The organism is Flavobacterium sp. (assembly GCF_044369455.1).
Taxonomy (GTDB): Bacteria; Bacteroidota; Bacteroidia; order Flavobacteriales; family Flavobacteriaceae; genus Flavobacterium.
Map to the genome: position 1 here is coordinate 1 of NZ_JBIPLW010000019.1, position 13,014 is coordinate 13,014.

Consider the following 13,014-nt stretch of genomic DNA (forward strand, 5'->3'; position numbering starts at 1 on the left):
TGATTATACATTGGCACAACAATTAAACATTGTTCCTTATCAATTTTTCCCTAGATACAGAGTTAAGTTAGCACAACCTGATCCAGAGAATCCAGAAGATGAGTTGGTTGTAGCTACTAAAATAGTTTATTATTCGTACTTTAAATTGAGTGATTTCCCTGAGGCACAAGTAGGACAAACCTATTTTGTTGAAGTAGCAATTGAAATAAATGGCGTGTTTGGTGATTATGGAAATTCATGCGAAATTAATGCGGTAGCACCAGAAATTCCTAGATCAGTTGCTCCGAAGTTTAAAGCTACGGCGTATCCAAACCCATTTGCGGATAACTTTACGTTGGATGTGAAAACAACCAGCCAATCAGTAGTAAACGTAAAAGTATACGATATGGTAGGTAGATTAATTGATCAAAGAGATTTGAGAACAAGCGATTTAGAAACGACAACTATTGGAGATCGTTATCCAAGTGGTGTGTACAACGTAGTTGTAGCCCAAGAGGATACTATAGAAACGGTTAGAGTAATTAGGAGATAACTCTATCGACAATTTAAAATTAATAATTAAAACCGCTTCGGAAACGAAGCGGTTTTAATTTAAAACTGCAGTACAAAAGTTCCTCCCATTTTTTTTCCATCATAATAAGGTGAAAATAATGCGCTTTTATTTGAATTTTTCATTAGAAAAGAAGGGTAATGTACATTCACTTTATGACAAAAAAAGGGCGTTATGCAAAGAATAAAATTTTTTGAGTACTACATAGAAAATTATTTCTGATAGCGTTTATTTTTCAAAAGATATGCAGAAGTCTGATAGAATGAAATAGTTTCATTTACCAAATCTTCTCTCATTTTTGTCATCGGTTTCTCTTCATAAAACAAATTGAACCCTCGTTTTAGTTTTGGATTGGGTTGTGAAATCAACTCAAACTGTTTCACTTTTTTTACAGGAGAAATAATAGTCAAAATACTATCTTTAATTAATCCTAAATCTTGATAGGTTGCTATAAATGCTCTCGGTTTATACTCAGGTGAGAATACATCTTGACCATAAAATTTACTTTGATAACTAAAATTAAGCAAGCCAAAAAAGCGTTGGCATCACATCAATTTGTGACATTAATACAGTTTCTTCTTTAGCAGTAATAAAACCAGGAGCATATATCATGGCAGGTATGTGGTATTTATCCATAGGTAATTCAGTCTTTCCAGAACTTGAAGCACAATGATCGGCCAAAATTACAAAAACCGTATTCTTAAACCAAGCTTGTTTAGAAGCCATAGCAAAAAATTGCTTTAAAGCATAATCCGTATATTTCACACCTCCATCTCTTGATTTTATTTTTGGTGAAATAGTAACTTTTCCTTCAGGATAGGTAAATGGTCTGTGATTGCTTACCGTCATGATATGATTAAAGAAAGGCTTGTTTTGCTTGGATTCGGAGTTCATTACTGTAATCGCTTTGTTATACATATCTTCATCGCAAACACCCCAAATATTTGAGAACGTTATTTCCTGCGGTTTGAATGTTTTTTTATCTATAATATCATAGCCATTTCCACTAAAAAAATCGCCCATATTGTCAAAAAAAGCATCACCACCATACATATATTTTAAACTGTACCCTTTTTGTTTAAAAACACTTGCTGTTGAAAATTTGTCTTTATTATCTTCTCGTTTCACCACACTTTCGGCAGCACTTGGCGGCAAACAAAGCGTTACCGCTTCCAGTCCTCTAACGGTTCTGTTACCAACGGCATAGAGGTTGGTGAACTGTAAACTTTGTTTAGCAATGGAGTCAATAAATGGGGTTAGTTTTTTTTCGTTAGCAAATTCTTTTAAATATTCAGCGCTATAACTTTCAATTGTAATTAAGACCACATTTTTTCGAATCTCGGCAGAATCATTTTTTATTATTCTCAAACTACTTTGATTTGAAATCCCTGGTAATTGATTTTTTAGTAAGGCGAAAGCATCGGAATCGGGTAGTGTTTTATAAAATTTATGAAACTCCAATTCATTATTTATAAATGCTAAATAAAACTTATACAATCCATCTGCTTGTAATTCATTAGTAAAAACATTAGATGATTTTTCCTGGTTTGACAAAAAAGGAATGGCATACAGAGAAATAATAAACAAAACAATATAACTAACGAGTCCTTTAATTTTTTCAGAAAACGGAGGAAGATTATATAGAAAAGGCTTTGTGCGTATTACAATAAAATAGGTAAATAAAGCAGTTATTAATCCAACACCAATAAACAAAGGAACAACTGGATAGGATTCCATAATATTTCCGATAACTGTATTGGTATAAATCAAATAATCAACAGCAATAAAATTATAACGCACGCCAAACTCATTCCAAAAGAAGAATTCACTAATAGCGTTTTGAACAATAACCAATACAAAAATGAAAATAGCGATGGAGTATAAAACCATTCGAATCTGCTTGCGATACTTGGGAAAAAACAAAAGAAATCCAAATAAAAAGGTTTTCAGCGCAATAAAAGTAATTCCAATTTCGGGTAAAGATCCACCGTATTCATTGAGAATAGTATTGAAAAAAGAAACATAAATTAACAAAGAAACTAAACATCCAAAAATGATGAAACCCCGGGGCTTTTCATATTTATAATTGGATAAAAACAATAAATACAACCACAACAAAGCACTAGCAATAATAAACACAAAAACATCAGAAAGAAATCCAAAACTGAATATTTTAATTACTTCAAGAAACCCAAAACTAGATTGTGTGATAGGATGGAAGAGTAGTACTATTCTAAGGATCACATTAACGCCAATAAAAAGTAACAGTAAGTTAGTGAAAGGAGAGTAAGATTTGAAATATTTCATGATGTGAATAAATAAGAATAGAACAGTTTGTGATAACAATAGTATCTATAATAGTAATGGAAATTACAAATACTTAATTAAAGTTTGATTAAAATAAAACACCCTTTAGTAATAAATTTTAATTTAAATTTACCTTTATCAAAAATCTACAATAAATTCAATGAAACATATACTTATCGTTGAAGACGAAGAAGGAATTCTTCAATTTCTTAAACAAGGATTAGAAGAAGAGAACTATCAAATTTCTACCACAAATAATGGTTTGGATGGTTACAATCTCTTTCAGAAAGAAAAGTTTGACTTAGTGCTATTAGATTGGATGTTACCCAAAATGACTGGTTTAGAGGTTTGTGAAAAAATCAGAGAAACCAATACCAAAACTCCGATAATCTTTTTAACCGCCAAAGATACCGTGCAAGAAACCGTAGAAGGCTTAAAAACTGGCGCTAATGATTATATCAAAAAGCCATTTAGTTTTGACGAATTAGTAGAACGTATCAAAGTGCAATTGCGTGATAATAGCGAGCAAGAAATTTTGACACTAGGTCCAATTGAAATTAACATTCAAAAACATTCGGTTTCCGTTAATAAATGCGAAGTTTCATTAACCCAAAAAGAGTTTGATTTGTTGACGTATTTAGTAAAAAATAAAGGAGCTGTTTGTTCAAGAACTCAAATTATTCAAGATGTTTGGGACATTCATTTTGAGTATGATACGGGCGTAATTGATGTTTTTATGAATGCTATCAGAAAAAAACTAAACTTAAAAGTAGACGAAGATTATATTAAAACCATTCGAGGCGTTGGTTATATTGCCAACGATTAAATACAATGCAACAACTTTCCTTTAAGAACAGAATCGCTTCAAACTACATGATTTCTACAGCATTATTAATTTTTGTTGTGTTTTGTGTTATTTATGCCATTGTGCGATTCAGCATTAATATCAAAGTAAATAATGATATTAAAATTGAAGTTGCAAAACACTTGAAAGAAATTGAAGTCAAAGAAAATTGTGTGCTTTTAATAAGAGAAAAACAATGGAAGAAGATACAATTTAACAAAGTTGATATTAGTCCAGCATTCATACAATTTGTAGATGAATTAGGAGCATTAGTTGATAAATCACCTAATTTAAAACAGAAAAAACTAAACTATTATCCTGAAGCGATCAACAATGTTTTATTTGACGGGAAGCTAGAAAATACTTCCGTTAGACAAATACAAGTTCCTTTATATCAAGACACTAAAATAATTGGCTTTATGATCATTGCCATCTCTGTTGAGGACTCGGCAATGGTATTAAATAACTTATTTTTTATTTTAGTAGTTGCCTATCCATTAATAATTTTAGTACTCTTTCTTATCGCGCGTTTTATTGCCGGAAGAAGCATAAAACCCATTAGTTCTATCATCAATACTGCCAATATTATCACCAAAGACAATTTAAAATCTAGAATTTCTTTGCCACAAAATAAGGATGAATTGCATTTGCTTTCAATGACCATAAACAATCTTTTGGATCGGGTAGAAAATGCCATCGAACGCGAAAAACAATTTACTTCAGACGCTTCACACGAACTCAGAACTCCACTCGCAGTTATAAAAGGAACTTTAGAAGTGTTAATTAGAAAACCACGAAATCAAGAAGAATACAAAGAGAAGATTGATTTTTGTGTAAAAGAGGTGAACCGTTTGAATCTTTTGGTTGATGAATTACTATTATTGGCTCGATTTGAAAATCAAAAACAATCCTTAAAAATTGAAAGCATATCATTGAATGCATTTTTTTTAGATATCATATCCCGTAATTCAACGATTTTAAGTGAAAAGAAACTCAAGTGTGATTTACATTTTGCAAAAGATTATTATGTAAACACAGATTCCTATTTGCTTTCTATTATTGTGAATAATATTTTGACTAATGCTGTCAAATATTCAAAACAGAAAGATAGTATCAATTTTGAAATAGTTGAAACAACAGATACATTAATTTGCTCAATTACCGATCAAGGAATCGGAATAGCAGAAGAAGATTTACAAAAGATATTTGATCAGTTTTACCGTTCAAAATCTAATGAACATCCCGAAATAAAAGGAACCGGTTTGGGATTATCAATAGTTAAAAGACTGTGCCTTTTACTACAAATTAATTTGCAAATTAAAAGCAAAGAGAATGAAGGAACGAAAGTAATTTTAGGATTTAGAAAATAATGATATTTTTTCTTGAAAATAATGATATTCATCATGTTCTTACCTTTTTATTTAGGGTAACTTTGAAGTTGTTTTAATATTGATACTGTTACACCATGACTGATGCACATTTACATTTAGTAGTCAACCATTTTCCAATTATTGGAACGATACTTGGCTTTGGAATTTTATTAGCTGGAATAGTTTTAAAAAATAATACGGTAAAGAATGTCACTTATGTATTATTTATAGTTGCGGCAATCTTTGCAGCGTTCAGTATGGGAACAGGCGAGGGTGCCGAAGAAGCTGTAGAAGAAATGCCAAATATTGGAAAACAAATTATCCACGAGCATGAAGAAATGGCAGAAAAATTGGCAATCGTTTTATATGTACTTGGAGTAATTTCGTTATTAGGATTGTGCACTAATTTTAAAAATCACACAAAATCCAAATTGGTTTCTTATTTAGCGCTTATCATCGCTGCTGTTGGAATTTTTCTAGCACAACAAGTTGGAACTACAGGAGGTGAAATTCGCCATACCGAAATCAGAACAAATGTTACTAATGCGGAGCAAAATACAAATACTCACACAGTGAAGCAGGAAGAAGAAGATTAAATAACATCTAATAATGATTTAACCCAAAATTGTGATGCCTTTGTAGAACAATTTTGGGTTTTTTATTATAAATACTTTTTGATTATGAAAAACGGAATAATTTTAAAGGATATCATACCTTTTGTAATTTGGTTTTCCTCAATGATAACAGGAGCAATACTAATAGATGTGTTACTTCATTACTTCGATATTGTTTTTGTTGGTAAATATTTAGGATATTTAGGAACGGCTACAATCTTAACTTCTCTTTTATATTCTCTAAATAATAGAAAAATAATAAACATAAGTACTCCTAAAATTCTGTTAGATTATCATGAATATTTAGCATTATCGGGTTCCATAATGATATTGGTTCATGCAGGAATTCATATACACGCGGTTTTACCATGGTTAGCGGTTTTAATGTTACTAATAACTGTAATTAGTGGATTAACGGGAAAACACCTCTTGGCAAGAGCCAATCAAACCCTGAGAGAGCGAAAAAACGAAATGAAAGCACTAGGCGAATCAGAAGAAGAAGTAAAGAACGCTGTTTTTTTAGATGCCATAATAATGGATAGTATGAAAAATTGGAGAAAAGTACATTTGCCAATTACGTTCTTCCTTGGTTTATTCTCTTTAATTCATATCGTTTCTGCAATCCTTTTTAACTGATGAAAAAATCATCTCTATTTATAATTTTTACAATAGCAATCATTGGATTAGTTGTTGCTTATCCTCATATTATGATTTCTCCAGGAAATTTATATGAAGCGCATTCTGAACTAAAAAATGATTGTTTTGCTTGTCATAATATTGGAGCTGGAACTCCAAATGAAAATTGTATTTCTTGTCATAAAATTTCTGAAATAGGTAAAAAAAAATCTATACTAAAGTTTCATGAAAAAATTGAAAATCAAAGTTGCATTACATGCCATTCAGACCACAAAGGGTTACACTATAAAGTAGCTTTGAATAATTTTGATCATTTCTTATTGCGAGAAAAAGATAGAAACTCTTGTGTTACTTGTCATACACAACCAAAAAATTATCTTCATAACCAAGTATCAAATTCGTGCGCAAGTTGTCATTCTACAAGAAGTTGGAATACGATTTCAACTTTCAATCATGACTTAATAAATCTAAAATCAAGAAATGATTGCACTTCTTGTCATCAAGCGCCAAATGATAATTTTCATAGAATTTTATCTGTTAATTGCATTTCATGTCACAGTTTATACAAATGGAAACCATCAACTTTCAACCACGATAACTATTTTAGGTTAGATAATGACCATAACGTTAGTTGTTTTACTTGTCATAAAACTAATGATTATAAAGACTATACTTGTTTTGGTTGCCACGAACATTCCATGAGCAATATTAGAGAAAAACACGAAGAGGAAGGAATAACAAACTTTGCAAATTGCATAAAATGTCATAAAAGTGCAAATGAAAATGATATTGAAATGAAAAAAAGTGCGTTAAAAAAATATATCAATCAAGAACTTAAAAATAATAAGGAAGACGATGATGACTAAAATTTATTTTAATTTTAACAATAAACTTAATTGCATTCAACTGTAGTTAGGTTTTTTTATAAGGTTTTATCAAAAAAATGATACCCAAAAATTCATTTCTTCAATTACACTTCCATTCTACATTAATATCCATATATTTTAGGAAAAGGCTTTGTTATAAAAAACCAAAAAGTTATTTTTACGATTCTATAAATTTAGTGCAGCATAATGCGATGAGCAAAGAACAAAGCAACCTGGTAGAAGATTTAGAAGTTAAAAACATAATTGAACCCCATCTCAATATTATTTTGACTACCGATGAAGATGATGAACGTCCGGTTTATATTTCAGGTAATTTCAACAATTGGGTAACCCAAGACAAAAAATTTGAAATGGAAAAAGTGGGACAAGGTTTGTTTCACTTTAAGTTTGAACACGATTTTGTTTATCCCGAAGAATTATTATACAAGTTTACACGAGGTGATTGGAGCGAAGTTGAGATCGACAAATACGGCAACCGAACCGAAAACCGTTCTTGTAAACAGCACAATGGTGTACGCAAAGAACATGTTTCCAAATGGCGTCACAACTGGTTGCCCTTCAAATCAAAGTTTCTACCGGAAGTACATTTAATTTCAGAGGAATTTGAAATTCCACAACTTAACAAAACTCGAAGAGTTTGGGCGTTGTTACCGCATGACTACAATAAATCGACAGAAAGTTATCCGGTGTTATATCTGCAAGACGCTCAGAATTTATTCAACGAAAAAGCGAAATATGGCAATTGGGAAATCGATAAAAAACTAGCCGTTATGGCTGAATATAATATAGGTAAAATCATAGTTATTGCAGTTGAACATGCCGAAAAAGAACGTATCAAAGAATATAATGTTGGAAATACCGTTCTAGGAAATGGTCAAGGAAAAAAGTATATCCGTTTCGTAACCGAAACATTAAAACCTTTTATCGACAGTAATTTCAGAACCAAAAAAGGACGAGAGCATACCGGAATCGGAGGAAGTTCGATGGGTGGATTGGTTAGTATTTTTTCAGGGATAATGTATCCTGAAGTGTTTGGAAAATTGATGATATTCTCACCATCTCTTTGGGTTGTTCCAAAAATAAAACTGTCATTTTTAGATATGGATGAACCACAAGATACCCGAATTTATCTTTATGCTGGCGGTGAAGAAAGCGCCACTATGATTGACCATGTCAAGAATTTTAAGAAACGATTACTAAAAAAAGAAGGATTTAATGAAATGATGAAAGTACGAATAAGTCTCAATATGGTAGGCAAACACAACGAAATATATTGGAGCGATGAATTTCCAAAAGCTATTGAGTGGTTGTATTTTAGTGATAAAAATGAATAAAAAAATGAACAAATAAGATGATTAAAATTAAAAAAATAAATACTCTAGATAAATTTACAGGAACCCTATTAATCCCTGTTTTTGAAACAACTTCAAAAAGTATAATTCCTATAGAATACCATGGAGTTTCAGTATACTCCCAAGTTTTTTATGGAAAAAAAGACACTCATTATTTAGTAGAAAAATACGATTGTACTTATGTATTTATTGGGCTCGGTAAAGAAAAAGATTATAAATTCTTAAAAACAATTTTCAGAAGAATTGCTTCTAAACAAAAAGAAGTATTTGCTAAAAATGTTATAGTAGTTATTCCTGAATTATTTGTTGCAAATCAAGTAGAAGCTACTATTTCTGGATTGGTATTAGGAACTTACAATTTAGGTCATTACAAAAAAACAGAGGTTCATCCGTTTATGAATGCCGATTTTGAAATGAATTACATATCCAACATAGATTTTGAAGAAGCTATCGACAAGGGAATAAAAATAGCCAATGCACAACTCGAAACTATGGCTTTAGTTGATTTACCACCAAATAAAATTACACCTAAATATTTGGCCAATTGGGCAACCGAATCAGGAAAGAAATATGGCTTTGAAGTGACTGTTTTTGGCAAAGAACAATCGACTGAGATTGGTTTACATTCGTTTCTTTCTGTCGGAAAAGGCAGTGCGCAAGAACCGCAGTTTATTATTATGGAATACAAACCAGCTAATGCCAAAAAGCATGTTGGTTTGGTTGGTAAAGGCATCACGTTTGATACTGGCGGTTTGAATATTAAAACCGCTGGAATGGTTCAAATGAAATGTGATATGGCTGGTGGTGCAGCAGTTCTTGGTGCCATGCAATTAATTTCCGATTTAAAATTGCCAATTCGTGTTACCGCTATTGTTCCTGCTTGCGAGAATTCAGTCGATGCACAGTCCTTTTTACCTAGCGATGTTATTCAGAGTTATGCTGGACATACGATAGAAATTATTGATACCGATGCTGAAGGGCGATTGATATTGGCCGATGGTTTATCTTATTTAATTAAAAACTATAAGCCAGAAACTGTAATCGACTTGGCCACCTTAACAGGAAGCATAGTTGGAACTCTAGGGTATGAATGTGCTGGCTTATTTACTAATAATCAAGAATTATCAAAAAAACTACAACAAGCTGGTGATGCAATTGGGGAACGTTTATGGCAATTACCACTTTGGGATGTTTATACACCTGATATTGAAAGTGAAATAGCCGATGTGAAAAACTATTCAGGAAAACCAGTTGCTGGAGCCATTTCGGCAGCTAAGTTTTTAGAATTCTTTACAGACAGGCATACTTCTTGGGCACATCTTGACATTGCAGGAGTTGCTTTCGGCGATGATGAATTTGCTAAAAGTAAACATGCAACTGGGTATGGCGTGCACTTAATTACTAGCTTTATTGAAAATCAATAATTATGGAAAATCCGACAAAAAACTTTATCTGTATATCCAATTACTTCAAAGGAAACGATTTTTTAATCAATCTAAAAAAACAAGGTAATCGAGTGTTTTTAATTACATCCGAAAAACTTCGAGATAAACCATGGGCATTCGATTTTATTGATGAAATATTTTTTATGCCAGGTCAAGATGTCGATTGGAATTTAGAGGATTTATTGTCTGGAGTAGCTGGTTTGATGCGCCATAAAAAGATTGATGCGATTATCTCATTAGATGATTTTGACGTCGAAAAAGCGGCTTATTTAAGAGAAAATCTCAGAATTGATGGAATGGGACAAACTACAGGAAGGTATTTTCGTGATAAATTGGCCATGCGTATTAAAGCTAAAGATGCCGGCATTGCAATTCCAGCTTTTAGTGCTTTGTTTAATGATGAAGAAATCAATCTGTTTGCAGACAGCGTTTCTCCACCATGGGTTTTAAAACCACGTTCGGAAGCTTCAGCATCCGGAATTATGAAAGTATATTCGAAAGACGAATTGTGGCAAAAAATTCATGAATTGGGCGATACCAATAGAATAAAATATTTGGTAGAGCAATTTAAACCCGGAGCGGTATATCATTGTGATGGATTGAATTGGAAAGGAAAAACGATGTTTTCAATTACCTCACAATATTTAGCAACTCCAATGGAAATTTCTCAAGGTGGTGGAATTTTTAGAAGTGCCACTATTCCATACAACTCAATGGATGATAAAGAAATTAAAAAGGTAAACGAGCAAGTACTAAAAGCATTCGGAATGATGCATGGCGCTAATCATACCGAGTTTATCAAATGCAATGATGACGGAAAAATATATTTTCTTGAAACCGCATCTAGAGTGGGAGGAGCGCATTTGGCCGAAATGGTTGAAGCCGCATCGGGTGTGAATCTTTGGGGTGAATGGGCAAAAATTGAAGATTGTCTTATTAAAGGGAAAGAATACAAATTACCAACTATTCGTAAAAATTTTGCTGGAATTGTATTGACACTTTCTAAATTTGAACATCCTGATTTGTCAAGTTTTAATGATTCTGAAGTTTGTTTTAGAGTACCTTTAGAGTATCATGCTGGGTTAATTGTAAAAAGTGAATCACATGCTAGAATAAGAGAATTACTTGACGATTATGCGGAAAGATTAGTCAGAGATTTTGCAACCGTAGCGCAACAAGAAGCCGTGAAGAAATTACATTAATAGTTGTGATAAATAAAACCTACTCCAAACATAACTTTCACAAACACACTTTCTGTATTTGGAAAGAAATTTTGTTTGATGAAATAAGCAACTTAAAAATCAATCACAAGAGTCAGTCCGGAAGCCAATATATTTTTACACCATCTGGTTTATATAGAATTTCTAACCACTGGGGAAGAGTTTCCAATTGTCATTGGCGTTTAGTACCGTTACATAATTTTAAAAATCAAAAAGCAATTGTCGGTTATGCTAATTGGTTCGATTTTTATTCCAACGACGATACATCAAAATTGTTTTACATCAAAATTGACGATGAAACTAAGAAGATCAATTTCTTTCATAAAGAAAGTTCCAATAATGAAAACCCTATTGTTTATCGTAATGCAAAAGATACAGCCAAAACCATAAGAACTATCAAAGAAGTTATGAAAGAGGATGATTGGTCTAAATATCTTAACTATGATGATCTTGAAAAATTGAGAAATGAAGTAATTTCAGAATTAATTTCAACTGAAAAAAGTTTTTTGGAGATTAAGAAAAAGTATTTATAGTATTACTTTTCAAACATACCAACTGTTCCACCAACCCAATCCTTATCTTTATTAAATTTAACACCAATCATTTCACCTCGACTCAATCTAACCAGATTAGTAACTAGAATAGGAGCAGGCGCGTTTTTTTTCCATACGGCTAATAGTCGTACTTCAGCTTTAACCAATCCATTCGGACTTTGAATTATTGGTTTATAGTGTACTTTTTTCTGCAAAATGTATAAATCTTTTTGAGTAACTGCCTCAATATCTTCTTTTTTAACGTGAAAAATAACGCCACTGCCTGAGAATGAAAAAAGTGGTTTTAAAACATAATTTTCTAAATCGGATGGAATTTCTTTTAAATCTGATAGTAGCGTAGTTTCAATAAAATACGTTCCTTTTAAATAGGGTAAAATAAATTTGCTGATTCTGAAAAACCAATTCGGATGTCCAGCCCATTCAACATCTAAATCAGATGAAAAATCGAAATTTAATTTTAAATCGTTACGTAAATCCAGTTCATCAAAAATAACACGATTGTAGATTCTTTTGACTTGAGTTTCTTTGCCATTATCATTTTTATAGAAAAGGTGTCTATCTTTTTGGTACAACTTGGTAACACAAATAACAGGAATTCCTAAATCTCTATGGCAGTAATAGAAATCTATCTTGGTATTTTGTTTTTCAGGTTCAATTTCTAACAGAATAACATTTTCTTTTGGATGATTGTTGCAAATTACGTCTTCAATCAACTGCAAATAACGTTCCTCATTTAATCCGTTTAGAAATGGCGTTAATTCAGAAAGAAAAGGGTAGTGGTTTACAAATTTTTGGGACAAGTGATTTTGAAAATTAAACAAAGACGGAAATCCTTGTACTTCAATAAGTTTAGGAACAATTTCTCCATCTTCCTCACAAATACCAAAATCGATAGCTAAGAATGTTGTGTGATTATCTTCATTAGGTACTTTTCTGTTTAATTCTAAAGCTTTATTGGTAAGTTCTTTAAAATCTTTTTTCTGAATAAAATCAATCACTTCTTGGCAACCTTGAAGCAGTTGTTCTTTCAACTTATTTGTGATAAAAAAAGGGGTTTCAGCAATTCGGAACGTAACTTCGTGATCAAAATCAGAAGTAATATCTTGAATAAGATTATGGTATTTAGTAACTGAAAAATTATCGTTAAAAAGTTTTCTGTGTTTGGAATTCATTATTAAATTATTAAGATGGAAGTATTACGTATTAAGATATCAAAATAAGTCTTTGTACTTAAT

General features: G+C 31.7%; 11 protein-coding genes and 1 pseudogene. 10 read left to right on the forward strand and 2 right to left on the reverse strand.

Translation table 11 applies throughout. From position 1 onward, the window contains the following. The coding region (locus ACIQ2L_RS12805) for a T9SS type A sorting domain-containing protein (protein WP_396159424.1) at nt 1-532 on the forward strand (532 nt) is incomplete at its 5' end. A 230-nt stretch (nt 533-762) separates the two neighbouring features. On the opposite strand, the pseudogene ACIQ2L_RS12810 reads toward ACIQ2L_RS12805, so the two are convergent. Next, nucleotides 763-2,857 (reverse strand): annotated as a pseudogene (locus ACIQ2L_RS12810) (LTA synthase family protein). Between the two features lie 160 nt (nt 2,858-3,017). Between ACIQ2L_RS12810 and ACIQ2L_RS12815 the strand changes: the two are divergent. The 9 genes from ACIQ2L_RS12815 (at nt 3,018) to ACIQ2L_RS12855 (ending at nt 11,758) form a co-directional block, all read left to right on the forward strand. Further along, on the forward strand, nt 3,018-3,683 hold the full coding sequence (locus ACIQ2L_RS12815) for a response regulator transcription factor (RefSeq protein ID WP_396159426.1): 666 nt from the start codon (nt 3,018-3,020) through the stop codon (nt 3,681-3,683). Between the two features lie 5 nt (nt 3,684-3,688). Beyond that, nucleotides 3,689-5,071: a sensor histidine kinase gene (locus tag ACIQ2L_RS12820; RefSeq protein ID WP_396159428.1), complete on the forward strand. Its 1,383-nt coding sequence runs from the start codon at nt 3,689-3,691 to the stop codon at nt 5,069-5,071. A 95-nt stretch (nt 5,072-5,166) separates the two neighbouring features. After that, nucleotides 5,167-5,667 carry a hypothetical protein gene (locus ACIQ2L_RS12825; RefSeq protein ID WP_396159430.1) on the forward strand — a complete coding sequence of 167 codons (501 nt, stop codon included), beginning with the start codon at nt 5,167-5,169 and terminating at the stop codon, nt 5,665-5,667. An 84-nt stretch (nt 5,668-5,751) separates the two neighbouring features. Next, nucleotides 5,752-6,321, forward strand: a complete 570-nt coding sequence (locus tag ACIQ2L_RS12830) for a hypothetical protein (protein WP_396159432.1) — start codon at nt 5,752-5,754, stop codon at nt 6,319-6,321. Beyond that, nucleotides 6,321-7,187 carry a hypothetical protein gene (locus tag ACIQ2L_RS12835; RefSeq protein WP_396159434.1) on the forward strand — a complete coding sequence of 289 codons (867 nt, stop codon included), beginning with the start codon at nt 6,321-6,323 and terminating at the stop codon, nt 7,185-7,187. Before ACIQ2L_RS12830 ends, ACIQ2L_RS12835 begins: the two co-directional genes overlap by 1 nt. Before the next feature lie 212 nt (nt 7,188-7,399). Further along, a complete protein-coding gene (locus ACIQ2L_RS12840) occupies nt 7,400-8,542 on the forward strand; it encodes an alpha/beta hydrolase (protein ID WP_396159436.1) in 1,143 nt (380 codons plus the stop codon). Between the two features lie 17 nt (nt 8,543-8,559). Further along, nucleotides 8,560-9,984, forward strand: a complete 1,425-nt coding sequence (locus tag ACIQ2L_RS12845) for a leucyl aminopeptidase family protein (protein WP_396159438.1) — start codon at nt 8,560-8,562, stop codon at nt 9,982-9,984. A gap of 2 nt (nt 9,985-9,986) precedes the next feature. Beyond that, entirely contained in the window at nt 9,987-11,207 is a 1,221-nt protein-coding gene (locus ACIQ2L_RS12850) for an acetyl-CoA carboxylase biotin carboxylase subunit family protein (RefSeq protein ID WP_396159440.1), read from the forward strand. 5 nt (nt 11,208-11,212) lie between these two features. Next, on the forward strand, nt 11,213-11,758 hold the full coding sequence (locus ACIQ2L_RS12855; protein WP_396159444.1) for a hypothetical protein: 546 nt from the start codon (nt 11,213-11,215) through the stop codon (nt 11,756-11,758). Nucleotides 11,759-11,760: 2 nt separating this feature from the next. Here the strand turns inward: ACIQ2L_RS12855 and ACIQ2L_RS12860 are convergent, their stop codons facing one another. Next, on the reverse strand, nt 11,761-12,951 hold the full coding sequence (locus ACIQ2L_RS12860; protein WP_396159446.1) for a hypothetical protein: 1,191 nt from the start codon (nt 12,949-12,951) through the stop codon (nt 11,761-11,763). Between the last annotated feature and the right edge of the window lie 63 nt (nt 12,952-13,014).